The sequence below is a fragment of the Rhodococcus sp. T9N genome (assembly GCF_024436645.1).
GTDB classification, from domain to species: domain Bacteria; phylum Actinomycetota; class Actinomycetes; order Mycobacteriales; family Mycobacteriaceae; genus Rhodococcus_F; species Rhodococcus_F qingshengii.
The window spans coordinates 78,006-102,901 of the sequence record NZ_JAMSKS010000006.1; the positions used below are offsets into that span (position 1 = coordinate 78,006).

The window sequence follows — 24,896 nt, forward strand, 5'->3', positions numbered from 1 at the left end:
GGTCACACCACCCCGCCGCGCAACTTTTCGAGGAGCACAGTGAGCTTCAAGAGTCCGTTCCCCGACGTTGAAATCCCCAACCTCAGCGTCTACGACTTCCTGTTCGGAAACACCGACCCCGCAGACCTCGACAAGACGGCATTCGTCGAGGGCAGTTCGGGCGCAGTCACCACATACGCTTCGCTGATCGCACAGATCAACGGCGTTGCAGGCGCTCTCGCAGCGCGCGGACTCAGCGTCGGCGACGTGGTCGGGCTGCATTCGCCCAACGTCCCGGCCTTCGGTTCCGTCTTCCACGGCATCCTTCGTGCCGGTGGCGTCGCGACCACGATCAACGCGCTCTACACCGCCGAGGACATCGCCAAGCAGCTCACCGATTCCAAGGCCAAGTTCCTCTTCACCGTCTCGCCGCTCCTGCCGCAGGCAAAGGCCGCTGCTGACCTGGTCGGTATCCCGGCCGAGAACGTGTTCGTGCTCGACGGGGCCGAAGGCCACCTCTCGCTGCGTGATCTGCTCGGCGAGGGTGCAGCGGCGCCCGAGGTCTCCTTCGATCCGGCCACCCAACTCGCGGTGCTGCCGTACTCCTCGGGCACCACCGGCCGACCCAAGGGGGTCATGCTCACTCATCGCAACCTCGTGGCCAACGTCTGCCAGATCATTCCGCGGATGGGTATCGAGACCGACGACAAGATTCTCGCGGTCCTGCCGTTCTTCCACATCTACGGCATGACGGTCCTGCTCAACGCTGCGCTCTATCGCCGCGCGAGCCTCATCACGATGCCGAAGTTCGATCTCGTCGAGTTCCTGCGGATCGTCGCCGAGCAGAAGTCGACGTACATCTTCGTCGCACCGCCCGTTGCCGTCGCGCTGGCCAAGCATCCGCTCGTCGATCAGTACGACCTCTCGAGCGTGCACACCATCTTCTCCGGTGCGGCCCCGCTCGACGCGGCGCTCGGCAAGGCCGTCGCCGACCGGTTGAACTGCCACGTCCGCCAGGGCTACGGCATGTCCGAGATGAGCCCGGTCTCGCACGCGATCCCGTTCGATCGTGACGACATCGCCCTCGACACGTGCGGTCCGACCATCGCCAACATGGAATGCAAGCTCGTCGACCCCGGAACGGGCGAAGAGGTCGCGTACCCGCCTCTCGGCTCGGACGGCGTCAGCGAGCCCGGCGAACTGTGGTGCAAGGGCCCGAACATCATGCTCGGCTACCTCGGCAACGACCAGGCCACCAAGGACACCCTCGACGACGACGGTTACCTGCACACCGGTGACATCGCGACCGTCGACGGCGACGGCGTCGTCAAGATCGTCGACCGCCTCAAGGAACTGATCAAGTACAAGGGCTACCAGGTTCCCCCGGCGGAACTCGAGGCCTTGCTGCTGACCCACCCGCAGATCGCCGACGCCGCCGTGATCGGCGTGCTCGACGCCGAGGGCGAAGAGGTCCCGAAGGCATTCGTGGTGCTCCAGGACGGCGCCGAGTTGACCGAAGCCGACGTGATCTCGTTCGTCGCCGAGCGAGTCTCGCCGCACAAGAAGGTTCGCCAGGTTTCGTTCATCAGTACCGTGCCGAAATCCGCGGCCGGAAAGATCCTCCGCAAGGATCTGCGAACTGCGGAAGTTGCCCCGAGCTGATTTCCGGACAGGGTTGATCAAGAAGGGTTCCGGTACTCGTGCCAGGATGAACGCCATGAGTATCGGAACCCTGGTCCTGCTCCGCCACGGCGAGAGCGAATGGAATGCACTCAATCTGTTCACCGGCTGGGTGGACGTACACCTGACAGACAAGGGCATGGCCGAGGGCAAGCGCGCCGGCGAACTGCTCGCCGAGCACAACCTGTTGCCCGACGTTCTCTACACGTCTCTGCTGCGCCGCGCGATCAGCACCGCAAACCTCGCGCTCGACGCCGCCGATCGCCACTGGATCCCCGTGGTCCGCGACTGGCGCCTCAACGAGCGTCACTACGGCGCTCTGCAGGGCAAGAACAAGGCTCAGACCAAGGAAGAGTACGGAAACGAGCAGTTCATGCTCTGGCGTCGTAGCTACGACACCCCGCCGCCCGCCATCGAAGCCGGCAGCGAGTACAGCCAGGACACCGATCCCCGGTACGCGAACCTCGACGAGGTTCCCTTGACCGAGTGCCTGCTCGACGTCGTCAAGCGTCTGATCCCGTACTGGGAGGACACCATCTCCCAGGAGCTGCTCGCCGGTCGGAACGTGCTGGTCACCGCGCACGGCAACTCGCTGCGTGCGTTGGTCAAGCACCTCGACGGCATCTCGGACGAGGACATCGCGGGCCTGAACATCCCGACCGGAATCCCGCTGCGTTACGACCTCGACGAGAACCTGAAGCCGCTCAATCCCGGCGGCACCTACCTGGATCCGGAGGCCGCAGCTGCCGGCGCCGCCGCGGTGGCGAATCAGGGCGGAAAGTAGCAACCCGATGATGTGCGTCGAGGCCCCCCGAACAGTGATTTCGGGGGGCCTCGGCCAACAACAGATGAACGACGAACCAACGCCGTCCACCTGGCGGATTACGCGGGTGGGAACGTCCGAACCCGCCGTAACCGACTCTTCGCGCGAACGTACGATTGCGCCGTGAGTGTCGTGATTGCAGTGCTGCTGGTCGTGGTCGCCGGCTTGGTCGGCTACCTCGTCGGCGGGGTGCTGGTACCCAGGCTGTCGTCGCGCCAGAGTCAGCGCTCGGACGAACAGACCGGGCTCACGATGTCCCAGGTTCTCGACCTCATCGTGTTGGCTTCGGAAAGCGGTATCGCCGTCGTCGACGGTTTTCACGACGTCGTGCTCTTCAATCCTCGCGCCGAGGAACTCGGTCTCGTCAAGAATCGTCTGGTCGACGAGCGAGCTTGGCGGGCTGCTCAGGAAGTTCTGCGGACGGGTCAACCTGTCGAGGTCGATCTGACGGCGCAGACCGCTCAGCGGGGCCGCGACAAGATCGCGGTACGTGGCACGGCCCGGTTGCTCAGCAAGGACGATCGCAACTTCGTGGTCCTGTTCGCCGACGACGATTCCGAGCAGGTCCGCATGGAGGCGACCCGACGCGATTTCGTCGCGAACGTCAGCCACGAACTCAAGACGCCGGTCGGTGCGATGAGTTTGCTTGCCGAGGCACTGCTCGAGTCCGCTGACGACCCGGAATCGGTGCGCCACTTCGGCGAACGGGTGCTCGGTGAGTCGATTCGTCTGGGCAAGATGGTCACCGAGTTGATCGCACTCTCGCGTCTGCAAGGTGCCGAGAAGCTGCCGGATCTCGACGTGGTCGACGTCGACACCGTGGTGTCCGAAGCACTGTCGAGGTCGAATCTGTCGGCCGAGGCCGCCGGGATCACGGTCACCACCGACCATCCGAGTGGGCTGGAAGTACTCGGGGATCAGACTCTCCTCGTCACGGCATTGTCCAACCTCATCGAGAACGCTATTGCGTACTCGCCCAAGGGTTCTCCGGTTTCCGTCAGTCGGTCGGTACGCGGCGACAATGTCGCGATCGCAGTCACCGACCGAGGAGAAGGCATCGCGAAAGCGGACCAGGAGCGAGTGTTCGAGAGATTCTTCCGCGTGGACAAGGCGCGGTCACGGCAGACCGGTGGAACCGGTCTGGGGCTGGCGATCGTCAAACACGTCGCGGCCAATCACAACGGCTCCATCGAACTGTGGAGCAAACCGGGTACAGGGTCTACCTTCACGTTGCAGATACCGGCACACGTGGAGTCGGACGACGACATCGACTCTGACGACGCGGGAACCGCCGGTTCCACGCGGATCGGCAGACGAGAACAAGGCAGTAGAGAAAACGGCATGGAGGCCAAACGATGACGAGTGTGCTGATCGTGGAGGACGAGGAGTCCTTGGCGGACCCGCTGGCGTTCCTGCTCCGCAAGGAAGGCTTCGAGACCACCATCGTCAACGACGGACCGTCGGCGTTGGCGGAATTCGATCGCTCCGGAGCGGACATCGTCCTGCTCGACCTCATGCTGCCCGGCATGAGTGGCACGGACGTCTGCAAGGCGCTGCGGTCGCGCTCCGGCGTCCCCGTCATCATGGTGACGGCGCGTGACAGTGAGATCGACAAGGTCGTCGGACTGGAACTCGGTGCGGACGACTATGTGACCAAACCGTATTCGGCGCGTGAGCTGATCGCTCGCATCCGTGCGGTGCTGCGCCGCGGGGTGGAGAACGAGGCGGACCTCGCCTCCGACAACGGGGTGCTCGAGGCCGGACCGGTACGGATGGACGTCGAGCGCCACGTCGTGCAGGTCGCGGGTAACCCGGTGACGTTGCCGCTCAAGGAGTTCGATCTCCTCGAGTACCTGCTCCGCAACTCCGGTCGGGTGCTGACCCGCGGACAGTTGATCGACCGCGTCTGGGGCGCCGACTACGTCGGTGACACCAAAACCCTTGACGTACACGTGAAGCGGTTGCGTTCGAAGATCGAATCGGATCCGGCCAAGCCGGAACATCTGGTCACGGTCCGTGGATTGGGTTACAAGCTCGAAGCGTGATCGAACCTCGTCGAGAAGAAATGTCGAGAAGAAATGTCGAGAAGAATTCAGCCGCTCACACGATCGTGTGAGCGGCTGAATTCTTTTTGTTCAGGCGGAGTCAGCCCTGAGCTTTGTTCTGAGCGATCGTGGTCGCCGGATGGACTGCGATGAGGCCGAGGCCCGCGCGACGCCTGCAGAGGCGAGCCAGCTCGTCGTACGCGCGCTTTCCGAGAAGTTCCGTCAACTCGGGCCCGTAGGACTGCCAGACCTGCCGCTCCCCGACATGAGCGTCGGGGGAGCCGGAGCAGTACCAGGCGAGGTCGTCGCCGCCCTCACCCCAGCCGCGGCGGTCGTACTCGGTGATCGTGGTCTTGAGGATCTGGACGCCGTCCGGCCGGTCGACCCAGTCCTGGGTGCGGCGGATCGGTAGCTGCCAGCACACGTCCGGTTTCACCTCGAGCGGCTCGATGCCCTTCTTGAGCGCCATGGAATGCAGAGCGCAGCCCTCGCCTCCGGCAAAACCCGGCCGGTTGAGGAAGATGCACGCTCCTTTGTAGCGGCGGGTGCGCAGCGCGGGCTCGTCCTCGAGGTCGTCTTCTTCGACGTAGCCCTTCTTGCCGAGACCCTTTTCCATGAACTGCCAGTCTTCGGCTGTGAGCATTTTCACTGACGCATCGAGCTTGTCCTGATCTTCCTGATCGGAGAGGAAAGCGCCGTGCGAGCAGCAACCGTCGTCCGGGCGGTCTCCGATGATGCCCTGACACGCCGGCGTGCCGAACACGCAGGTCCAATGCGAGAGCAACCACGTCATATCAGCGGAAATGAGGTGTTCGGAGTTATCCGGATCGACAAATTCGACCCATTCGCGCGGGAAATCGAGATCGACCTCGGGGCTCGGAGTCATCTTGTGGGACCGGTCTGGGTTACCTGCTGTCACAAGGGCCGACCGTAGACCCAGTAACGTGGCGATGTGCGACTAGGGGTACTCGACGTCGGAAGCAATACCGTCCATCTATTGGTTGTGGACGCCCATCGGGGCGGCCACCCAACACCCATGAGCTCGACCAAGTCCACGTTGAGGCTGGCAGAAAACACTGACGACCGCGGCGATATCACCACGTCAGGAGCCGATCGGTTGGTGTCGACGGTTTCCGAATTCGCCGGTATCGCCAAGACGTCCGGGTGCGAGGAAATGATGGCTTTTGCCACTTCCGCGGTCCGTGACGCCAACAATTCCGAAGCCGTACTCGCCCGCGTCCGCGCCGAGACCGGAGTCAACCTCGAGGTTCTGTCCGGGGTCGACGAAGCCCGCTTGACCTTTCTGGCCGTGCGCCGCTGGTACGGCTGGAGCGCCGGACGCATCCTGAACCTGGACATCGGCGGCGGCTCGCTCGAACTCACAGCAGGTGGTGACGAGGATCCGGACGTCGCCTTCTCACTGCAACTCGGTGCCGGACGGTTGACGCGCGACTGGCTACAGGCCGATCCGCCGGGCAAGCGCCGGGTCGCTGTATTGCGCGACTGGCTGGACGCGGAGTTGGTCGGACCAGCCAAGGAACTGCGCGCCGCCGGCGACTGGGACCGCACGGTCGGGACTTCGAAGACCTTCCGATCGTTGGCTCGGCTCACCGGCGCGGCCCCTTCTGCCGCAGGCCCCCGGGCAAAACGGACCCTGACTTCCAGCGGACTCAGGCAACTCATAGCCTTCATATCCAGGATGACGGCAGCGGACCGTGCAGAATTGGAAGGAGTGAGCTCGGATCGGTCACAGCAGATTGTGGCCGGCGCGCTCATCGCAGAGGCAACCATGCGGGCGCTCGGAGTGGACGAACTGGAAATTTGTCCCTGGGCACTGCGTGAGGGTCTGATTCTGCGAAAGCTCGACACAGAAATGGGCGGTGAATTGGTGGTGAGTGCTTGATGACCGAGGACAGTCAGCAGATTTCCGTAGCGGAACTGCTCAAGCGGAACGGTCAGAGCGTCGAATCCCGAGGTGGACGACGCCGGCGCGGCGTAGCCGGTGGCATCTCCGTCGCCGAACTGACGGGTGAGATCCCGATCGTTCGCCAATCGGGATCGCGCGCGGCCGCCGAGCCCGAGTCCGACGAACCAGCAGCCCAGCCTGAAGCCGCTGCGCCGGAAACCGCTGCGCCGGAAAACTCTGCACCTTCAGCGCCGGCCGAGGCCGTCGCGGAAACCGCCAAGTCAGTCGAACCGGCACCGAAGGTTCCCGCCGATCGCACCGCAGCCTTCGCCGTCTCGTTCGACGACGACGATGACGATGACGAGCCGCAGGCACCCAAGGGTGAGTCGAAGCCGGTTGCTGCGCCGCCGGTCACCACTCCGAAGCCGACTTCCACACCTTCGCCGGGACAGACCTCGAAGTCCTCGCCCGGGCAGTGGGTGAGCCGGGCACCGCTCAACTCCTCGTCACCGACGCAGGTAACGCAGGAACCAGCCCTGCTGTCGGGTCAGACCCTGGCGGGCGACCTGATGCGTCAGGAGCGCGCCGCAACGCAGTCGCCGTCGTTGCGTCCGCCGATCCTGCCGCCGCGTGTCCCCACTCCCGTCGCCAAGGCACCTGCACAGACCGCTCCCGCTCCGGCCGCGCCGGAAGAGAGCACCGAACTGATCGACAAGATCGCAGACGCGGATGCCGGCGAGGCCGAATCCACCGCCGTGGTCGATCTGGTCAAGGCGCCGGCTGTCGATGACGGTGCAAAAAAGACCAGTGCCGCCGCGGAGTCCGATGTCGAAGCCGAACCGGCAGCGGAAGAGGCAGGCGAGCGTAACTCGATCCGTGAATGGGCAGTGCTTGCCGGTCAGGTGGTTGTTGCACTGATCGTCGGCGGCGCGATGTTCAAGGGCTTCGAGAAGCTGTGGGACATGCTGCCGTGGGTGGCGTTGGTGCTCGCGCTGATCGTGATCGTCGGCCTGGTTGCTGTCGTGCGGGTTCTGCGGAAGACGGACGACATCACGAGTTTCGTGATCGCGGTGGTCGTCGGCATGATCGTGACGCTCGGTCCACTGGCGTTCTTGTTGACCTCGGGTTGATCGGACGATGATCGGGGGATCGCAGCGCATGGTTCGTCGGCCGATAGCCGTCGGCCTGTCGACGGCTTCGGTATATCCGGAGAACACGGAAGCAGCATTTCGCTACGCCGCTGATCTCGGATACGACGGTGTCGAACTGATGGTGTGGGCCGAATCCGTGAGTCAGGACATCGGTGCTGTTGCCGCCCTCGTTCGCAAGTACGCCATTCCGGTGCAGGCGGTGCATGCGCCGTGTCTGCTGATTTCGCAGCGCGTGTGGGGTTCCGATCCGGTCGAGAAGCTCGAGCGTTCGGTGCGCACCGCCGAAACCTTGGGAGCGACGACGGTGGTCGTCCACCCGCCGTTCCGGTGGCAGCGCAAGTACGCCGAAGGCTTCGCGGAACAGGTTGTCGAACTCGAATCGAAGAGCAGCGTCGTGGTGGCGGTGGAGAACATGTTCCCCATGCGCGCCGACAGCTTCTTCGGCGGCAAGGACAAGTCCGCGGAGCGTCTGCGTAAACGTGGCGGTCCAGGGGCAGCGTTGTCCGCGTTCAGTCCGTCGTACGACCCGACCGATTCCGATCATGCTCACTACACACTCGACCTGTCGCACACCGCGACGGCGGGCATGGATGCCCTGGAGTTGGCCTCCCGTATGGGCAAGGGGCTCGAGCACCTGCACCTGGCCGACGGTCGCGGGGCGTCGATGGACGAGCACCTGATTCCGGGGCATGGCTCACAGCCGTGCGCGGAGTTGTGTCAGCAATTGGCTGCGAGCGAATTCAGCGGCCAGGCAGTCATCGAGATCAACACGCAGAACGCGCGCACCCGGCGGGAGCGGTCGTCGATGCTGGCGCAGGCGCTCGCGTTTGCACGCGAGCACCTGGCACGCTCAGCGGTGGCCGGCAAGTAGCGCAGCTTCGAACTGCGCGCGCACCTTCTCGACGTGTGCGTCGAGGTCTTTGGTCTCCCAGCCTTCGGTCGAGATGGGATCGAGCACCGAGACATAGACCGGGCCTGGATGGGCGACAAGCGAATTGCGCCACATCCGTTCACCCGCGTTGTGAATCACCACGGGCACGATCGGCACACCGGCTTGGATCGCCAAGTGGAATCCACCCTTCTTGAAAGGGCCCAGACGTGGCGTCGGAGAACGGGTGCCCTCCGGAGCTATGACTATCGAGACACCATTCTTCAGCTTGTCGACTGCCGGTTGCAGTGCAGCCTTCGCCTTCGTGGTGTCGGTGCGGTCGATGTAGGCGACGTCGAGCAGTGCACCGACGGGCATGAACCGCGGATCGCTTGCCGCTTCCTTCTTCGCGACGCCGGTCACGTCACGCTTGATCACGGTGCCCAGGACCAACATGTCCAGGGAACTCTGATGGTTGAACATGAACACCGCCGGGCGGTGATCCCACACGTTGTGCTCGCCGTCGATCTCGACGTCGATGCCCAGCAGTGAGAGCGAGATGTCGGGGCCGTACGTGCCGACCAGGTTCGCACCCAGTTGACGGTTCCCGGTGACAATGCCTGCCGACGCACCGAGGGCGGCGGTGGCAGCAAGCGCGCCCATGGCCGTCGCCGTTCGGATCGTGGAGATCGGTGTTGCGCCTCGTTGCGGTTTACGCAGGCTGACCGAAGGCCAGTGATTGCGCAACGCGATCTTGGCCAGACCACGATCGGGATTCAACGCGACAGGTCGCCCGACGGCCTCGAGCATGAAGACGTCTTCGACACCGTTGGAGTACGCAAACGCGTTCTTCAGATCGGCGCCCATCTTCTCGGCATAGCCTGCAAGGGCATTGGCCTTGGCCGGCCCCCACAGTGCGGGCGAAGACAGTTCGCCGGTGAGCATGCCGTCGACGACTTCGGGTTCGGTGCACAGCACGTCTTCGATGTCGAGATCTTCGGCGACGTACTTGGCCTGGAACGGAGTCGCCGACGTAGCCATCACGATCGTGTGGCCGGCTCGCCGGTGTGCCGCCAGTAGCCCGCGGGCTTCCGGGTAGATCATCGCGGCGATTTCCTGCTTGAACAGCCGTCGGCCCCAGTCGTTCAGTTCCTCGACGGTACGGCCGCCCAAGGCTCGAACGCCGATGTCCATGAGTGCTCCGACGTCAGCACCGCGGAATTGGGTGTCGATCGCGGCACCGGTGGTGCGCAAGAGTTCGCCGACGCTGATATCCAAGCGTCGCAGGCGGTCTCGGTACACAACGCTGGCCGAGTACCCGCTGATCAAGGTGCCGTCGAGGTCGAAGGCGGCGATCGTTCCGGGCCCGGGCGGGGCGGCTTCGATGGCGGAGTGCAGACGCTCGAGTCCGGTCACAGTCCTACTTCCTCGTTCGCGGCGGGCGCTCGGTTTGCTTCTGGAATGGTCACTACCGCGGCGGCGTCCGGTACCGGCATCGCCACCTGATCGAGTCGTGCATGCGCGAGTGCGCGAAGGTGACGCAGGCGCTCGACCTGAACCTTGATCTCGGCAGCGAATGCCAGGCGCCTGGCCCGGACTCCGTCGTCGTCGACTTCGATCAAGTTACGGTTGCGCGCCAAATTCAGTGCGGTGGCGAACAACTCGCCGGAGACGGATTCGTTGCTGGCGATCTGCTGCCGCAGTCGACGCTGATGTGCGACGTCGATGCAGTTGCTGATGAACGACTTTTCGTCGAACGATGTCGAAATCGGCGCGAGCACAAGCTGATCGGCGACAACCTGGTACGCCTCGAGGAACGGTTGGAGCACGCGGTGCGCGAGGTACGGGCGAACCGTCTCGATCATGTGCTCGGTTCGTTTGTCGTCGGCCATGACGGTTTCCCACTCGGGGTCGATCAGCGTCAGCTCGGTCCGCATCTCCTGCTCGAACGTGTCCCGGTCACTGAAGAAGAACTCGAATTTCAACAAATCTCGGATGCGCTTGGCCTCTGCCCACCCGTCCCCGATGGGGTCCTCGAACCGCTCTTCGACGGCTGCCTGAAGTACGAGTTCGGTGATGGCACGCACGACAAGAAAGTGAATCGTGTTGTTGCGGTAGAAGGCAGCGACAAGATGCTGGTCCTTGCCGAGGTAGAAGACCTGCTCGCCGCCCCGATCGAAGCGCTCGAGCACCCCGGAATCGACGTGTGTCTGCAATGCCTTCTCGATGACACGCGGATCGGACAGTTCGACGTCGCCGGCGATCGGAAGATTTCGCGCGGTGATGTAGCCGAACAGCGGCGTGAGAATCGCGGTGAGTTCACGAACTGTCAACGCCCGGTCTTCGATTCCGAGGAACGCCAACATCGCCAGTGAAGACACGGTCACCGGGGTGACCTCGTTGATGCGGTGACACACCTCGATGCCGGCCTTCTGAATGGCGAGGCGCTGATCGGTTTCCTGGCTGAGTGCGTCCGCGAGTGAGAGCGGCCGGCCGATGGTCACGTGCGCGACACCGTTGCGTTTTCCCTGGGCGCGTACGTAACCCACCATCCAGCGCAGGCCTTCCGGTGTCTTCTCGGCGCCGAGCGCCTCGGCAGCCATGGCCCCGACCTCGTAGAGTTGGTCGTAGCTCAGCGCAACCGGGACGAGGTACACGTCGGACGCTCCGCTGACCTGAAATGCCTTGGTCAGGTAGGTCAGGAGACCGAAGCGCGGCGGGCGTAGTTTCCCGGTACGTCCGCGTCCACCTTCGATGTACCACTCCAGATTGAAGCGCTTGGTCAGCAGATAGCGCATGTACTCGTGCATCGACCATTTGTAGACCTCGTCGTTGCCGATGCTTCGACGAATGAAGACGGTGCCGCTGCGCTTGAGGATCGAGCCCATGGGCCAGAAACTGATGTTGAGGCCGCCCATGACGTGATTGAGCGGCAAGCCGTTCGCGATCAACGCCGGACGCAGGACGAGGGGATCGAGGTACGAACGGTGACTGGGGAGGAAGACCAGTGAGTGTTCTTTGTTCAGCTCACGGAGTTCCTCGAAGCGGCTCGTGTCCACGTCCAGCTTGTAGGCGCGAGCGAAGTAGCGGCCCAGGCGATCCCACACCGCGATGGCTTGGCGACTCTGGGTGGCAACCATTTCTTCGAGAGCTTCACGTGCGCGGCGATCGACTTCGGCGACGGCGATGTTCAACCGGTCGGCCAAAGCCATGACCTCGGTGGCGAATCGGCGGGTGTCGGTGATCTCGTCGACGACGAACCGTGACACCTTGTACTGGCCACCCAGTAGGCCCAATTCGGCGCGTTCGAGTGCCAGAGCGGCCTGCCGTCGGATGAACTCCGGTAGCGAACCGCCACCGCTCTTTTCGAGGCGACGCTCGAGATCGCTCAGTGGTGCGGGTTCACCTTCGATGACCTGGCACCGAGAGGGGTCGGTGCGCAGGGTTCTGCGTTGTGCACCGCGTCCGGGGTGGAGAGGATCGCGTGGTGCCAGCGCATCACGTAGTCGCACCGCGACGTTGTGCTTGGTATGGGTGTCCGGAATCCACACCACGCGAAGCGGTGCGAGCATCGGGTCGTCGGTCCGTGCCGCCAGTTCTGCCAGGGTCTTGTCGGTGATGTTGACGGTGACCGGCCGAGTTTCGGATGAGCTTGCCTTGTCGGCAAGCCACTTTCGCAGCACGCCGGCTTCGGCCTCTGTCATGGTTTCGGTGAGGTACACGCGCGGGTTGGTCGTGTTCTCGCTCATGACTCACGCACCTTCCGTTGTGACGCCGAGAGCGACGATCTCGTCCAGGCTCTCCTGCAAACACTGCATCAGCAGCGCGGGTTTTGTGATCGCAGCGGTGTCGAGATTGATTCCGATACAGCACACCCCGACGTGGGAGACCAGTGTCGCCATTGCCGCGCAACCGGGCGCCGGGCCGAACGGGAACATCCGCTCGATCTTCGCTCCGGCGAGATAGACCGGTACCGGTACGCCGGCGACGTTGCTCGCCTGCAGGTCCAGTCCTGTCGACTGGGACAGATACCAGTTCGCGAGTAGATAGTTCGGCAGGCGAGCGAGGATCGGGGCGGCGACGTCGATAGCGTCCAACGCCGGTTCCTCACGCAGACTCAGAACGATCTCTCGCACCTGCCTGATGCGTTTGGCCGGATCCGTTTCGGCGACCGGGCCGTTGAAGCGAACGGCTGCAAACCGGTTGCCGCCGTTGGCGTCTGCGCCCGTGCGCATGCTGATCGGCATACCCATCGGGATGCTCTCGACGGATTGTCCGAAGGCTTCGTGGTAGCGATGGAAGCCGCCGAGCAAAGCGGCGACGTACGCGTCGTTGAGTGAGCCGCCGGCAGCTTTTGCTCCGGCCTTGAGCTCGGGAACACCCACTTCGAGAGTTCCGAACCACCGTCCGAGACCACGATCGTGGAGCAGAGGGGAACCGGAACGAGCTGGGGGAGTGACGATCTTGCGGAGTGAATTGGCGTAACCGAGGACCTCGGAAGCTGTCGTGATCGGACTCGAGATCGCCGTGGTCGCAACATTGGTGGCACCGCGGACCAGCTTGGCGATACGCGAGGGCGCACGCCGGATCTCGCTGACGACCTCCTCGCCGAAGGCGCCCACCGATGACAGATGCTCAGGAGCAGGCGGTGTGCGGTCGGGCTTGTTCGGAGTGGGGTCCGGGCGTCTGCTGTGCAGGAGCGTCATCATCTGGATGCCGCCCATGCCGTCGGTGATGGAGTGGTGAGTCTTGACCACGAACACGGCGCGACCGTCGTCGAGACCTTCGATGAGCAGCGCGCTCCACGGCGGTCGAGCCTTGTCGAAAGGTTCCGTCGCAAGGTGACGACACATGCGCAGTGCGTGATCGAAGTCCGCCGGTGCAGGTAAGCGGACGCGTCGTAGGTGGTAGCCGATGTCGAACTCGGGATCGACGGACCACACCGGATTGCCCAGCTGCATTGCCGGTTCCACTGCTCGCATACGAATACGCGGAACCACGTGCGATGCCCACTCGACTGCGTCGAGAAGTCGATCCCAGTCCGGGGCACGATCGAGAACCTCCACCGCAACGATCGGTGAGCGCAGTTGCGGCTGCGCCTCTTCCATCCGCCACATTCCAGTCTCGAAGTCGGACATCGTGCGGTTCGCCCCCCAGGCGACCGCGGAAAGGTCGACGTCGACCGCGCTAGGAGGAACAAATGGATTGCTGTTGGCCATACGTCAAGAACTCCCTCGGTCTGCGGATCCACCCCGCGCATCTCTGCTTCTAAGTGTGGACCCGCGACCGTGGGCGCGTCCCGGTTTCGGTGTCAGCCGACAGGTGTGACGTTCGTCAGTTAAGGGCTAATCGGACATGCCGGGAAGTTCAGTGCTCAAGAAGTGACGCCGACGGCTTTCAGGGCTATCTCGCGGTAGAGAACACTGACTTCGCGCGGAGTCTGCGGTCCGTCGAGTCGATACCAGAGGACGACAGACTGACACATTCCCAGTAGCGCACGGCCCGTTCCGGTGATGTCCGGGACCGTGAACTCACCGCTCTCGACGCCTGCCGTCAGTACGTCGACGAGTAGGTTCTCGAGCTTCTTTCGCTTGGCGGCGTAGCTCTTTCGTTCCGCGTCCTCGAGGTATCGCAGTTCGGAATCGAGGAAGGCTATGTCGGAGCGACTGGTCATGTGCAGAACACACGCCTCGACGAGATTGCCGAACTGTGCCGTCGGCGACGGTCCGGCAGCGTCGACCGCAGCGCTCGCGCGTGCGGTGACGTTCTCGATGCCCGGTTCCATCAGCGCGACGAGGATGCCCTGTTTGTTGCCGTGGTGGTAATACAGCGTCGGCACGGTGACACCGGCACGTTTTGCGATGTCACGAACCGACGCTCCGTGGTAACCGAGTTCGTGGAACACCTCGAGTGCGGCGGTGAGCAGGGGAGTCAGCGTCAGTGGTTCCACGATGCGCCACTGTTCGTCGGGCTGAGCCTCCGACTGCAAATCCGCCATTCCGCCTGTTCGCTCCGTTCGGAAATTTCTGGTGGTGTGACTAAAGAAGGTTCAACCCTAGCGCAAGGCGTGTCCTCCTTACCGATGCTCGGCCACCATTGGATAGCATCACTATCCAGTAATGGGTCGAGCGAGTTGGACGGAGGAGCGGTGAAGGTTTCCGAACTGGCCGCACAGTCCGGCGTTGCACTGGCCACTATCAAGTACTACCTCCGTGAAGGTCTGCTGATGCCTGGTGAGCCGACCAGCGCAACGGGAGCAAGGTACGGCGAACAGCACGTCCGGCGACTCGCGTTGATCAGGGCCCTGGCCGGGGCGGGACTCGCGATTCCACGGATTCGCGCGGTGCTCGAACTGGTGGACAGTGACGAGCGATCCGAATTCGAGACTTTCGGCCGCGCAATCGCGCAACTACCCCCGTACGTCGAACCTGAACCGGATCCAGAGTTCCCCAGAGCTCGCAAGGTTCTGGAGTTTCTCGGTCAGGTCTTCGAGCCGAGGTACGTGGCGGTCGCGCACCTCGAGCGGGCACTGATCGGCCTCGAGGATGCCGGACTGAGTCTCTCGGACGCGCGCCTGCGCGCCTACGGCGACCACATCCGAGGGATTGCCGAAGTGGAAATCGAGCTGATGCCTACCAGTTCGACCGAGGACGGCATTCGCTATGCGGTCCTCGGAACCGCCATGTACGAACCCGTCCTGACAGCTTTGCGACGCCTGGCGCACCAAGATTTGGCCGCACGACATTTCCCGCAACACCGAGAAAGCACCGAACAGGAAAATCGATGAGCACCAGTCCCTTTCAAGATCTCAATCGCCTCACCTCGCTCGGCGACGGGCGATACACCGCAACGATCGATTCGATCTGGACCATCGGGCCGAAAGTGCACGGCGGCTCCATGATGGCTGTGTGCGCCGCTGCAGCGCGTCAATGTCTGCGAGACGGCGCAGGTGAGAACGACTCGCTTCTGAAGATGCAGCCACTCGCAGTGAGCGCCAACTATCTGTCGGCCCCAGATCCGGGTGAAGTCGAACTGGAGGTGATCGTCCGAAAGCAGGGACGCCAGGTCGCGTTATTAGACGTCGAGTTGAGCCAGGCGGGCCGCAGCGCTGTTCGCGCGGCGGTCACGCTCGGATTCCCCGATGACGGCGACCCCACCTTCGTCACGGCCTCGTCGATCGACGACATGTCACCGGAACCGCCGGAGAGTGCGGTGGCAGTCATCGGCGATCACCCGATGGCGCAGGTCGTGCATGTCGGTCAGGGTTGCGACATGCGAATCGACACCACCTCGGCGCACTTCCTGACCGGCAGCCAAGGCGAGGCCGAGGTCAGGATGTGGGTCCGTCCTCGACCCGAGGACGAAAACGACCTCGACACCGCTGTGCTGTTCGCGATCATGGCGGGTGACATCAGCGCGCCGGTGACGATGAACCGCGGCCTGTTCGGGTGGGCGCCGACCGTGCAGTTGACGACGTACCTGCGCCGACTGCCGACGCCGGGATGGCTTCGCGTGCGGGCGAGCTCGGATGTTCTGGGCAGCACGTGGTTCGAAGAGGATCATGCTGTTCTCGATTCGACGGGCGCAGTCGTCGTCCAGAGTCGTCAATTGGCGATGATGCCCCGCTAGGGTCGATCGCTGCGGTCGTGGCAGGCTGTTCGCCATGACAAGAATTGCGATTATCGGTGGCGGCAAGATCGGCGAGGCGCTGATCTCCGGGCTGTTGCAGGCCGGCCACGCCATCAAGGATCTGGTCGTCGCCGAGCAATATCAGCCTCGCGCAGACGAATTGATCGCCGAATACTCCATCCGCGTCAGCACGGTCGCCGATGCCGCCGAGGGTGCGGACGTCATCGTCATCGCGGTGAAGCCGAACGACGTCGAGTCAGCGCTCACGGCGTTGACGAAGGTCGATCTGGACGGCGACCTCGAACAATTGATCGTTTCCCTTGCGGCGGGAATCCCCACGGGATTCTTCGAAACGCGTCTGCCCGCAGGGTTCCCGGTCATCCGCGTCATGCCGAACACCCCCATGTTGGTCGGGGAGGGCGTGAGCGTGCTCTCGCCCGGACGGCACGTCAAGGCCGAGCATCTCGAGCTCGTACGCGGCATCCTCGGCAGCGTCGGCAAGGTGGTCACGGTTCCCGAATCGCAGATCGACGCGGTCACGGCTGTCTCCGGTTCCGGCCCGGCCTACTTCTTTCTGGTCGCCGAAGCGATGATCGACGCGGGAGTCGGTCTCGGCCTGACGCGCCCGGTCGCTACCGAATTGGTGGTGCAGACGATGGTCGGTTCCGCAGCGATGCTCGATCGCACCGGCGACAGCGCGACGGATCTTCGCGCCGCGGTGACGTCACCGGGCGGAACGACGGCTGCGGCACTGCGTCAGCTCGAAGCGGGCGGCCTGCGGACGGCGTTCTTCGATGCCTTGGATGCCGCCAAGTCGCGCTCGGCCGCGATGGGTGCAGCTGCGGATTAGTCGTCCGTTTAGCCACACCCGTCGCTTTAACCCCACCAGTACAGCTAAGCTCGACTTAGTACGTACGTGTCTGTTCCGCCGGAGGGGAAGCCGGCGGCGCGAGTCGTGCTGGAGGTATGTGGATTAATGGTGTCTGCAAACAAGCCGTCCATGGGTTCGTCCCACGACGGAAAGCCGGCAGTGGCCGGCACGCAATTCCTCACTGTTGCTGAGGTAGCAACTTTGATGAGGGTGTCGAAAATGACTGTGTACCGGTTGGTACACAGTGGCGAATTGCCTGCTGTACGAGTGGGCCGTTCGTTCCGTGTACATGCGAAGGCAGTACACGATTACCTCGAAACCTCGTACTTCGATGCCGGCTGACCAGCCGGTTCGAAGAGGATGACCTCGGCGTGAGCCGAGTCGCGGGCACAGCGGTTGCTGTGCCGGAGGCTCGGTTTATGCCGAGTGACTCCACACCGGTACGATGAGTCACTGTCGTACCAGCAAGCTGGTGTCGTAAGGCGCTGAGCTAGTTAAAACGAGGGCCAGGCGCCAATTGCTTGGCGCAGGCGTACGTGACCGGCGTGCGCAGGAACGCTAGAGAAGAACGTGAGGGACACCCGCTATGGGTTCAGTGATCAAGAAGCGTCGCAAGCGCATGTCGAAGAAGAAGCACCGCAAGCTGCTTCGTCGTACCCGAGTACAGCGCAGGAAACTCGGTAAATAAGCAGTACCTGTTGATGCCCGCCACCCCTTCCGGGGTGGCGGGCATCAGCATATTCGGGGGGAAGCGATGTGTGCCACGTCTCATTGGCTGGGCGGTTTGTCTTGAATGGCCGAAATTTGGGTAGTCAGCGCGGGACCCCCTCTGCCCGTAAAGTGGGGGAAAATCGCGGGAGGGACGCTTCGGCAGAGCGCGTTTCTACTGGATATGGGGGTACTTGGTGGTTGAAGGTGACAACACTTCAGGGGGCACGACGCCTCGCGTCGTACTGGTGACCGGGGCGAGCAGATTTCTCGGCGGCTACCTGGTGACCAGGCTTGCGCAGAATCCGTCGATCGAGCGTGTCATCGCCGTCGACGCCGTCAGTCCGAGCAAGGACATGATGCGCAGAATGGGCCGCGCGGAATTCGTGCGAGCAGACATCCGCAATCCGCTGATCGGCAAAGTGATCCGAAACGCCGAGGTCGACACCGTCGTGCACGCGTCGACGCTTCAGAAAGCCCCCAAAGCCGGCAGCCGCGCCGCGATGAAGGACATGAACGTCATCGGCGCCATGCAACTGTTCGCGGTCTGCCAGAAAGCGCCGACGGTTCGCAAGGTGATCCTGCGCTCGGCTTCGGTCGTCTACGGGTGCAGTGCCAAGGATCCCGCTCAGTTCACCGAAGAAATGAGTGCGCGCCGCCGGCCGCCGGGCGGATATGCCCGCGACAGCCTCGAGATCGAGGGATACCTCCGCGGAATGGGGCGTCGGCGCCCGGACATCTCGGTCGGGATTCTGCGGTTGGCGCCGTTGATCGGACCTCAGCTGACTGCAACCGTCGGGCACTACGTCACCGCCCCACTCGTGCCCACCATCGTCGGGCGCAACGCGCGCCTGCAATTGCTCCACGTCGAGGATGCCCTCGCGGCGCTGGAGAAGGCGACCATCGGACACGCTTCGGGTACGTACAACATCGCCGGCGACGGAGTGGTCATGATGTCGCAGGCGATCCGCCGGGCAGGCAGGGTGGAAGTTCCCATGCCGCTCGCTCTGTTCCGCAGCGTCGGGAGCGCGTTGGTGGGGTCGTCCATGAGGCTGTACACCGACGAGCAACTCGAGTACTTCCGGTTCGGCTGCGGACTCGACACCACTCGCATGCGCAGCGAGCTGGGGTTCGAGCCGCGATGGACCACCATGCAAGCACTCGACGATTTCATGCGTGCGATGCAGACGCGCCGGATCATCAAGTCCGAGTGGATCGATCGGGCGGAGAATGCGTTGACCACCATCCTCGGCGGTGACACCGCCGCGGCGGCAACAAGTGCAGACGTGATGCACATGCCGCTGTCGGGACGAAGTGCGGTGAAGGGGTGACTGACGTGGCGAAGGTAATTCCCCTGCGGCCCAGCGCAACTCACACCGGAAAGTCGGCAACTTCCCGTTCGCGTGAGTCCGTCACCGGTGCGGAGCGTGACATCCGTGAACAAAGTGAACGTCGGCATCCGTCCGGAGTGTCCTCGGCGGCCGACCACGGCGGTGAGAGCACGTTCGTCGATTCGGCCAGGTCGGCGATCGTCGACCAGATCGCCTCGGCAGCAGAATTCTTCCGACGTCGGGTGTCGGGCGACTACGAGGTCGACGAGTTCGGATTCGACCCGCATTTCGCGGACAACGTCGTCATGCCGATGTTGCGCCCGTTGTTCGAGAAGTGGTTTCGCGTCGAGGTCAGTGGGATCGAGAACATTCCCCTCACCGGGGGAGCGCTTGTGGTCGCCAACCACGCCGGTGTGATCCCGATCGACGGACTGATGACGTCGGTTGCCGTGCACGATCACCATCCAGCGCATCGTCCACTGCGAATGTTGGCTGCGGACATGGCATTCGAGATGCCGGTGGTGGGTGGACTGGCGCGCAAAGCCGGTCATACGTTGGCCTGCAACCCCGACGCCGAGCGTCTGCTCAACGACGGTGAAGTCGCGGCCGTGTTCCCGGAAGGATTCAAGGGCATCGGGAAACCGTTCAGTGAGCGGTACAAGTTGCAGCGGTTCGGGCGCGGTGGCTTCGTGTCGGCCGCAATGCGAACCGGTGTTCCGATCATTCCGTGCTCGATCGTGGGTTCGGAGGAGATCTATCCCAAAATCGGTGATCTCACCACACTCGCACGCGTTCTCGGTCTTCCGTATTTCCCGGTGACACCGCTGTTTCCACACTTCGGGCCGCTCGGCCTGGTTCCGTTGCCGTCGAAGTGGTACATCGAGTTCGGAAAGCCCATCGTCACCGACACCTTCGAGAGCGGTGCCGCCGACGATCCGATGGTCCTGTTCGAGGTCACGGACCACGTCCGGGAAACCATTCAGCAGACGCTGTATCGACTGTTGGCCAAGCGTCGCAACGTCTTTCTTGGCTGAGTTCGGTCCGGATCGCTGCTCGATCCGGACCGAACCCGCTCAGACGTTCTGTTCTTTGCGCCTGGCGAGAATTGCCGCGAGCGCCCCGCCGACCGCTCCGAGCACCAGCGCCGTCGGTACGCCGATCTTGGCGGCCTTTCGTCCGGTGCGGAAATCGCGAACTTCCCACCCGCGGTTCTTCGCGAGTTCACGAAGATCTGCGTCGGGATTGATCGCCACCGGTGTCCCCACCAACGAGAGCATCGGAACGTCGTTGTGGCTGTCGGAGTAGGCGGAACAGCGCTTGAGATTGAGTCCTTCACGCACCGCCAACGTCCGTACGGCGTGCGCCTTGCCCATGCCGTGCAGGATGTCGCCGACGAGTCGGCCGGTGAAGACGCCGTCCTCACTCTCGGCGACAGTGCCCAAGGCGCCGGTCAATCCCAGTTTCTCGGCGATGACCTGAGCCAGTTCGACCGGAGTTGCCGTCACCAACCACACCTGTTGTCCGGCGTCGAGGTGCATCTGGGCCAACGCCCTCGTGCCTGGCCAGATCTTGTCGGCGATGACCTCGTCGTAGATCTCCTCGCCGAGGCGGGCGAGTTCGGCGGTGGATCGACCGGCCACGAAGGACAGTGCTTTCTCGCGGCCTTCGGCGACGTCGTCGCTACTTTCTCGGCCGGTGACTCGGAACTTGATCTGCTTCCACGCGAAATCCACCAGATCCGAGGTCTTGAGATACTTTCGTGCAGCGAGACCACGGGCGAAGTGGATGATCGACGCACCCTGCACCATGGTGTTGTCGACGTCGAAGAATGCGGCGGCCGTGAGGTCGCGCGGAACGGCCGGGGGCTCTTCGCCGGTTTCCGGTTCTGTGGGGTTGGCAGCTTCGTGCAATGCCAGAGCTGCGTCAGCGCTCGCCTCGCCGGCGAGATTGGCTCGAACTTCCGACTCACTCGGGCCCAGCGGATTCTTCACATGGCGACGTCCGGGGAGAATGACCCCGGCAAGCCCTGATCCGAATCCGGAGCCGTTCGGTAGTGATCGCGCAGGCACCCGCACCTCCCGTGTTGCATTCTCGAGCAGAGAACTCTTCGAGTCAGCCTATCCTCCGCGATGAGGCCCGATGGGTTGGATGGTGACCTTCCCTGTGGTGTGTGACGTTCCTCTCCGCCGATTTGGCACCGAGTGGGGCTCCGGAGGCACACTCGACCGATCAAGTAGATGGCGTCCCCGTAGAAGAAAGGTATGCGTCGATGACTGCAGCTACGCATGAAGTGACCCTGTTGACACGCGCAGGATGCGCGTCCTGCGTCGGCGCGGCGGAGGTCCTGCGACGGGTCTGTTCCGAGTTCGAGCTGGAATTGACGTGCATCGACGTGGACGAAGCTGCCGCGACGGATCCAGAGCTGAGAGCGGAGTACGGAGACAGATTGCCCGTCATTCTTCTCGACGGACGCGAGCACGGTTACTGGGAAGTCGACGAGGAGCGCCTTCGTGACGATTTACGCAAGTAAGGCAACCCTCAAAGTTGTCCGCGGAGCCGCTTTGCAGGTGAACGGCACATCGAACCCGTCTCGAGCAACTTTGTGCATGGGTTCACAAGCGGTTACCGTGGTGTGAACATTCCCCCGGAGCATCGTGGAGGTCGACAGTCGTGTCGACCGGACGAGGAGCCAGCGACGTGACCGAACCGCACCAGACGCATGAGCCTGTGGCTCAGCGCGTCACCGGCGCTGCGGGCTCTTCCGTCACCGACGCTGCCAGCGCCTCGGTTACCGACCCGATCGCTCAGGATCGCGTCATCCCCCAGGCTACGGTGACGCGCTTGGCCGCATACCTGCGGGTCCTCGGAGTGATGTCCGACCGGGGTACCTCCATCGTCTCGAGCGAGGAACTCGCGCAGGCGTCAGGTGTCGGATCAGCGAAGTTGCGTAAGGATCTGTCGTTCCTCGGACCCAACGGCGTCCGCGGCGTCGGGTACGACGTCAACAGGCTCCGCATCCGCATCGAGCGTGCACTCGGACTCGATCGTGGGCACAAGGTCGTTCTCGTCGGAGTCGGAAACCTCGGCAAGGCACTGGTCGGCTACGGCGGATTCAGCCGCCGCGGTTTCGAGATGGTCGGACTCTTCGACAGTGACGCAGATCGAATCGGAAGCAGAGTCGGGGATCTCGTCGTGCGCAGCACCGAGGAACTGACCGTCGCCTGCCGTGAACTGAATGCGACCATCGGCGTCATCTCCACACCGGACGAGGCAGCTCAGGGCGTGTGCGACCAGTTCGTCAGCGCCGGGCTGCGCTGCATCATGAGTTTTTCGCCGATCGCCCTCGACGTTCCCGATCACGTGGAACTGCGACGTGTAGATCTAGCCGTCGAGATGCAGGTTCTCTCCTTCAACAGTGCGCGCAACGCCGATCAGGCATCCAGCGCGCCGCGAGTACGAGTGGCTCACGCCGCATCCGCTTCGTCAGTCCCATCCACCAGTTCACCCGCTCCGGTCGGAGCAGGTTCGACAAGAAACGGATCAGTGATCGCGCCGTGAGTGTTCTGCTTGTCGGGGTCTCGCATCGAACCGCGCCCGTCCCGGTGCTCGAGCGAGTAGCTGTCACCGACACCGATCGTCCGAAGCTGATCGACAAGCTTCTGGCGTCTTCGCACATCTCCGAAGCGATGATCGTCTCCACCTGTAACCGGGTGGAGGTCTACGCGGTGGTGGACGCGTTCCACGGTGCACTCACCGAGGTCGGTGAAATCCTGGCCGACCATTCGGGTCTCGACCTGACAGCGCTGCACGCTCACGCATACGTCCGCTACAGCGAAGCAGCCGTCGAGCACCTCTTCGCGGTGGCCAGCGGCCTCGATTCCATGGTGATCGGCGAACAGCAGATCCTCGGCCAGATCCGTTCGGCCTACGCATCTTCGGATGCGCAGCAGGCCGCCGGACGCGTCGTCCACGAACTGGCTCAGCAGGCACTGCGCGTCGGCAAGCGAGTGCATTCCGAAACCGGAATCGACTCCGCCGGAGCATCAGTCGTGTCGGTGGCTCTCGATCGTGCAGCGGGCATCATCGGTGAGGGCGGCCTGGTCGGCCGCACTGCCGTGGTTGTCGGTGCAGGCTCGATGGGCGGTCTGTCGGTTGCGCATCTCACCCGCGCCGGAATCGCACGCATCGTCGTCGTCAACCGGACACAGGAACGCGCCGAGCACCTGGCAGAGACGGCACGCTCCAACGGCGTCGACGCCGACGGTGTTGCCTTCGATCAGCTTTCGGCCGCGATGGCGCAGGCAGATGTCATGGTCACCTGTACCGGCGCGGTCGGGGCAGTGGTCACCCTGGCGGATGTGCACCGCGCACTCGCCGAGCCCGATCGCGACAACACCAAGCACCTCGTCATCTGCGACCTCGGGCTGCCGCGCGACATCGATCCCGCCGTCGCCGGCCTGCCGGGTGTGACCGTTCTCGACATGGAGACGCTGCAGCGTGATCCAGCGGCAGGCGCCGCCGCCTCTGACGCAGATGCCGCACGCACCATCGTCGCCGGCGAGCTTGCGACCTACCTTGCCGGACAGCGCCTCGCGGAGGTCACTCCGACCGTGACGGCTTTGCGTCAGCGCGCCGCCGACGTCGTCGAAGCCGAACTGATGCGACTCGATTCGCGTCTGCCCGGCCTGGACGATCCGCAGCGCGACGAGGTTGCACGCACCGTGCGACGCGTCGTGGACAAGCTGCTCCACGCCCCGACCGTGCGCGTCAAGCAACTGGCGTCGGCCCCCGGCGGCGACTCCTACGCAGCAGCGCTGCGCGAACTCTTCGAACTCAGCCCCGGATCTCCCGCGGCCGTGGCCACACCCACCGATCTGGTGGACGGCGACCGCACTGGAAGGGACCTGCAGGCATGAGCGTCACCACCCCTCGATCGGGGAGCCCGCTGCGGATCGGCACTCGCGGAAGTCTTCTCGCGACCACGCAAGCCGGTACCGTGCGCGATGCCCTCATTGCGGCCGGACATCCCGCCGAGTTGGTCATCATCAAGACCAAGGGCGACCAGTCCACCGATCCCGTCCAGAAGATCGGCGTCGGAGTGTTCACAGCAGAGCTTCGAGAAGCCTTGCTGGACAACCGCGTCGACGTTGCGGTGCATTCCTACAAGGACTTACCGACCGCGCAGGACCCGCGTTTCGTCATCGCGGCGATTCCGCCACGCGAAGATCCGCGTGACGCGCTGGTCGCCCGTGACGGTCTGGTCCTCGGGGAGCTTCCGGCCGGTTCCAAGGTGGGAACCTCGGCGCCGCGCCGTGTTTCGCAGCTGAAGGCACTCGGTCTCGGCCTCGACATCGTGCCGTTGCGGGGCAACCTGCAGCGCCGTCTCGGCAAGGTCGAATCCGGTGAACTCGACGCCGTGATCCTCGCTCGCGCCGGCCTGTCTCGTATCGGTCTGCTCGATCTCATCACCGAGAACATCGAGCCCGTGCAGATGCTCCCCGCTCCGGCGCAGGGTGCTCTGGCCGTCGAATGCCTTTCTGCCAATGTGGAATTGGCGGCGATCCTAGCCGAGCACGACGACGCGGGTACCCGGGCGGCAGTTACTGCCGAGCGCGCCCTGCTCGCCGAGTTGGAAGCCGGCTGCACCGCTCCGGTGGGAGCGATCGCGGAGATCGTCGAATCCCTCGACGACGACGGCAGAATCTTCGACGAACTGTCGGTACGCGGCTGCGCAGCCGCCATCGACGGTTCGGACGTCATCCGTACCGGCGCAGTGGGTGCGCCGGACAAGGCCGAGGAACTCGGCCGAGCGGTAGCGCGCGAGTTACTCGAACTCGGCGCCCGAGAGTTGATGAACGTGACTACAGGCGAGGCAGCCGATGTTTGACGCCCCACTTTGCACTTG

At 63.7% G+C, this 24,896-nt stretch carries 24 protein-coding genes; 18 read left to right on the forward strand and 6 right to left on the reverse strand.

The window, feature by feature from the left end:
- The first annotated feature begins 39 nt into the window (after window positions 1-39).
- The 4 genes from M1L53_RS12605 (at window position 40) to M1L53_RS12620 (ending at window position 4,527) form a co-directional block, all read left to right on the forward strand.
- On the forward strand, window positions 40-1,641 hold the full coding sequence (locus M1L53_RS12605; protein WP_054187837.1) for an AMP-binding protein: 1,602 nt from the start codon (window positions 40-42) through the stop codon (window positions 1,639-1,641).
- A 46-nt stretch (window positions 1,642-1,687) separates the two neighbouring features.
- Window positions 1,688-2,443 (forward strand): phosphoglyceromutase, encoded by a 756-nt coding sequence (locus tag M1L53_RS12610; RefSeq protein WP_003941992.1) that lies wholly within the window; start codon window positions 1,688-1,690, stop codon window positions 2,441-2,443.
- Between the two features lie 162 nt (window positions 2,444-2,605).
- Window positions 2,606-3,841: a cell wall metabolism sensor histidine kinase WalK gene (locus M1L53_RS12615; protein WP_003941938.1), complete on the forward strand. Its 1,236-nt coding sequence runs from the start codon at window positions 2,606-2,608 to the stop codon at window positions 3,839-3,841.
- Window positions 3,838-4,527 (forward strand): response regulator transcription factor, encoded by a 690-nt coding sequence (locus M1L53_RS12620; protein ID WP_003942020.1) that lies wholly within the window; start codon window positions 3,838-3,840, stop codon window positions 4,525-4,527. The genes M1L53_RS12615 and M1L53_RS12620 overlap by 4 nt, the downstream gene beginning before the upstream one ends.
- 100 nt (window positions 4,528-4,627) lie before the next feature.
- On the opposite strand, the gene M1L53_RS12625 is transcribed toward M1L53_RS12620, so the two are convergent.
- Window positions 4,628-5,413: a hypothetical protein gene (locus M1L53_RS12625; RefSeq protein WP_003941928.1), complete on the reverse strand. Its 786-nt coding sequence runs from the start codon at window positions 5,411-5,413 to the stop codon at window positions 4,628-4,630.
- Window positions 5,414-5,479: 66 nt separating this feature from the next.
- Here M1L53_RS12625 and M1L53_RS12630 point away from each other — a divergent pair, with 66 nt between their 5' ends.
- Genes M1L53_RS12630 through M1L53_RS12640 form a run of 3 tightly spaced genes read left to right on the forward strand, consistent with a single transcriptional unit; the run spans window position 5,480 to window position 8,455 of the window.
- Window positions 5,480-6,430 carry a Ppx/GppA phosphatase family protein gene (locus M1L53_RS12630; RefSeq protein ID WP_003941975.1) on the forward strand — a complete coding sequence of 317 codons (951 nt, stop codon included), beginning with the start codon at window positions 5,480-5,482 and terminating at the stop codon, window positions 6,428-6,430.
- The gene (locus M1L53_RS12635; RefSeq protein WP_054187836.1) at window positions 6,430-7,563 is read left to right on the forward strand and encodes a hypothetical protein; all 1,134 of its coding nucleotides are present in this window, start codon (window positions 6,430-6,432) and stop codon (window positions 7,561-7,563) included. Before M1L53_RS12630 ends, M1L53_RS12635 begins: the two co-directional genes overlap by 1 nt.
- A 7-nt stretch (window positions 7,564-7,570) precedes the next feature.
- Window positions 7,571-8,455 carry a sugar phosphate isomerase/epimerase gene (locus M1L53_RS12640; protein ID WP_042923251.1) on the forward strand — a complete coding sequence of 295 codons (885 nt, stop codon included), beginning with the start codon at window positions 7,571-7,573 and terminating at the stop codon, window positions 8,453-8,455.
- Here M1L53_RS12640 and M1L53_RS12645 read toward each other — a convergent pair.
- The 4 genes from M1L53_RS12645 to M1L53_RS12660 form a co-directional block, all read right to left on the reverse strand.
- Window positions 8,435-9,868, reverse strand: coding sequence for an HAD-IB family hydrolase (locus tag M1L53_RS12645; RefSeq protein ID WP_003941905.1), 1,434 nt, complete (start codon window positions 9,866-9,868; stop codon window positions 8,435-8,437). The genes M1L53_RS12640 and M1L53_RS12645 overlap by 21 nt on opposite strands.
- The gene (locus tag M1L53_RS12650; protein WP_007735324.1) at window positions 9,865-12,201 is read right to left on the reverse strand and encodes a glycerol-3-phosphate 1-O-acyltransferase; all 2,337 of its coding nucleotides are present in this window, start codon (window positions 12,199-12,201) and stop codon (window positions 9,865-9,867) included. The genes M1L53_RS12645 and M1L53_RS12650 overlap by 4 nt, the downstream gene beginning before the upstream one ends.
- A gap of 3 nt (window positions 12,202-12,204) precedes the next feature.
- Entirely contained in the window at window positions 12,205-13,671 is a 1,467-nt protein-coding gene (locus M1L53_RS12655; RefSeq protein ID WP_003941881.1) for a wax ester/triacylglycerol synthase domain-containing protein, read from the reverse strand.
- Between the two features lie 155 nt (window positions 13,672-13,826).
- Window positions 13,827-14,450, reverse strand: coding sequence for a TetR/AcrR family transcriptional regulator (locus M1L53_RS12660; RefSeq protein ID WP_054187835.1), 624 nt, complete (start codon window positions 14,448-14,450; stop codon window positions 13,827-13,829).
- Window positions 14,451-14,600: 150 nt separating this feature from the next.
- Between M1L53_RS12660 and M1L53_RS12665 the strand changes: the two genes are divergently transcribed.
- From M1L53_RS12665 to M1L53_RS12695, 7 genes are all read left to right on the forward strand, one after another.
- Window positions 14,601-15,239, forward strand: coding sequence for a MerR family transcriptional regulator (locus M1L53_RS12665; RefSeq protein WP_007735320.1), 639 nt, complete (start codon window positions 14,601-14,603; stop codon window positions 15,237-15,239).
- The gene (locus tag M1L53_RS12670) at window positions 15,236-16,081 is read left to right on the forward strand and encodes a thioesterase family protein (protein WP_007735317.1); all 846 of its coding nucleotides are present in this window, start codon (window positions 15,236-15,238) and stop codon (window positions 16,079-16,081) included. The genes M1L53_RS12665 and M1L53_RS12670 overlap by 4 nt, the downstream gene beginning before the upstream one ends.
- 34 nt (window positions 16,082-16,115) lie before the next feature.
- Complete coding sequence (gene proC / locus M1L53_RS12675) at window positions 16,116-16,931, forward strand: pyrroline-5-carboxylate reductase (protein ID WP_003941923.1); 816 nt, start codon at window positions 16,116-16,118, stop codon at window positions 16,929-16,931.
- A 126-nt stretch (window positions 16,932-17,057) separates the two neighbouring features.
- Window positions 17,058-17,294 (forward strand): helix-turn-helix domain-containing protein, encoded by a 237-nt coding sequence (locus M1L53_RS12680; protein ID WP_003941845.1) that lies wholly within the window; start codon window positions 17,058-17,060, stop codon window positions 17,292-17,294.
- A 244-nt stretch (window positions 17,295-17,538) separates the two neighbouring features.
- Window positions 17,539-17,640, forward strand: coding sequence for a 30S ribosomal protein bS22 (locus tag M1L53_RS12685; protein ID WP_003402602.1), 102 nt, complete (start codon window positions 17,539-17,541; stop codon window positions 17,638-17,640).
- 217 nt (window positions 17,641-17,857) lie between these two features.
- A complete protein-coding gene (locus M1L53_RS12690) occupies window positions 17,858-18,991 on the forward strand; it encodes an NAD-dependent epimerase/dehydratase family protein (protein ID WP_007735316.1) in 1,134 nt (377 codons plus the stop codon).
- Window positions 18,988-20,025, forward strand: coding sequence for a lysophospholipid acyltransferase family protein (locus M1L53_RS12695; protein ID WP_042923247.1), 1,038 nt, complete (start codon window positions 18,988-18,990; stop codon window positions 20,023-20,025). The genes M1L53_RS12690 and M1L53_RS12695 overlap by 4 nt, the downstream gene beginning before the upstream one ends.
- 39 nt (window positions 20,026-20,064) lie before the next feature.
- Here M1L53_RS12695 and M1L53_RS12700 read toward each other — a convergent pair whose 3' ends face one another.
- Window positions 20,065-21,060 carry an HAD family phosphatase gene (locus M1L53_RS12700; protein ID WP_003941873.1) on the reverse strand — a complete coding sequence of 332 codons (996 nt, stop codon included), beginning with the start codon at window positions 21,058-21,060 and terminating at the stop codon, window positions 20,065-20,067.
- A gap of 200 nt (window positions 21,061-21,260) precedes the next feature.
- On the opposite strand from M1L53_RS12700, the gene M1L53_RS12705 reads away from it, so the two are divergent.
- The 4 genes from M1L53_RS12705 to hemC all read left to right on the forward strand — a co-directional run bounded on the left by M1L53_RS12705 (window position 21,261) and on the right by hemC (window position 24,878).
- Entirely contained in the window at window positions 21,261-21,521 is a 261-nt protein-coding gene (locus M1L53_RS12705; protein ID WP_003941953.1) for a glutaredoxin family protein, read from the forward strand.
- A 140-nt stretch (window positions 21,522-21,661) separates the two neighbouring features.
- On the forward strand, window positions 21,662-22,549 hold the full coding sequence (locus tag M1L53_RS12710; protein WP_042923244.1) for a redox-sensing transcriptional repressor Rex: 888 nt from the start codon (window positions 21,662-21,664) through the stop codon (window positions 22,547-22,549).
- On the forward strand, window positions 22,546-23,907 hold the full coding sequence (locus M1L53_RS12715; RefSeq protein ID WP_003941867.1) for a glutamyl-tRNA reductase: 1,362 nt from the start codon (window positions 22,546-22,548) through the stop codon (window positions 23,905-23,907). Before M1L53_RS12710 ends, M1L53_RS12715 begins: the two co-directional genes overlap by 4 nt.
- Window positions 23,904-24,878, forward strand: a complete 975-nt coding sequence (gene hemC, locus M1L53_RS12720; protein WP_007735311.1) for a hydroxymethylbilane synthase — start codon at window positions 23,904-23,906, stop codon at window positions 24,876-24,878. The genes M1L53_RS12715 and hemC overlap by 4 nt, the downstream gene beginning before the upstream one ends.
- The last annotated feature ends 18 nt before the right edge of the window (window positions 24,879-24,896 follow it).

Bases quoted from the DNA above. Each gene is read 5' to 3' on its own strand.
- M1L53_RS12610 (WP_003941992.1), top strand. From the start codon at position 1,688: ATGAACGCCATGAGTATCGGAACCCTGGTCCTGCTCCGCCACGGCGAG.
- M1L53_RS12620 (WP_003942020.1), top strand. From the start codon at position 3,838: ATGACGAGTGTGCTGATCGTGGAGGACGAGGAGTCCTTGGCGGACCCG.
- M1L53_RS12625 (WP_003941928.1), bottom strand. From the start codon at position 5,413: ATGACTCCGAGCCCCGAGGTCGATCTCGATTTCCCGCGCGAATGGGTC.
- M1L53_RS12635 (WP_054187836.1), top strand. From the start codon at position 6,430: ATGACCGAGGACAGTCAGCAGATTTCCGTAGCGGAACTGCTCAAGCGG.
- M1L53_RS12640 (WP_042923251.1), top strand. From the start codon at position 7,571: ATGATCGGGGGATCGCAGCGCATGGTTCGTCGGCCGATAGCCGTCGGC.
- M1L53_RS12650 (WP_007735324.1), bottom strand. From the start codon at position 12,201: ATGAGCGAGAACACGACCAACCCGCGCGTGTACCTCACCGAAACCATG.
- M1L53_RS12655 (WP_003941881.1), bottom strand. From the start codon at position 13,671: ATGGCCAACAGCAATCCATTTGTTCCTCCTAGCGCGGTCGACGTCGAC.
- M1L53_RS12660 (WP_054187835.1), bottom strand. From the start codon at position 14,450: ATGGCGGATTTGCAGTCGGAGGCTCAGCCCGACGAACAGTGGCGCATC.
- M1L53_RS12670 (WP_007735317.1), top strand. From the start codon at position 15,236: ATGAGCACCAGTCCCTTTCAAGATCTCAATCGCCTCACCTCGCTCGGC.
- proC (WP_003941923.1), top strand. From the start codon at position 16,116: ATGACAAGAATTGCGATTATCGGTGGCGGCAAGATCGGCGAGGCGCTG.
- M1L53_RS12680 (WP_003941845.1), top strand. From the start codon at position 17,058: ATGGTGTCTGCAAACAAGCCGTCCATGGGTTCGTCCCACGACGGAAAG.
- M1L53_RS12685 (WP_003402602.1), top strand. From the start codon at position 17,539: ATGGGTTCAGTGATCAAGAAGCGTCGCAAGCGCATGTCGAAGAAGAAG.
- M1L53_RS12705 (WP_003941953.1), top strand. From the start codon at position 21,261: ATGACTGCAGCTACGCATGAAGTGACCCTGTTGACACGCGCAGGATGC.
- hemC (WP_007735311.1), top strand. From the start codon at position 23,904: ATGAGCGTCACCACCCCTCGATCGGGGAGCCCGCTGCGGATCGGCACT.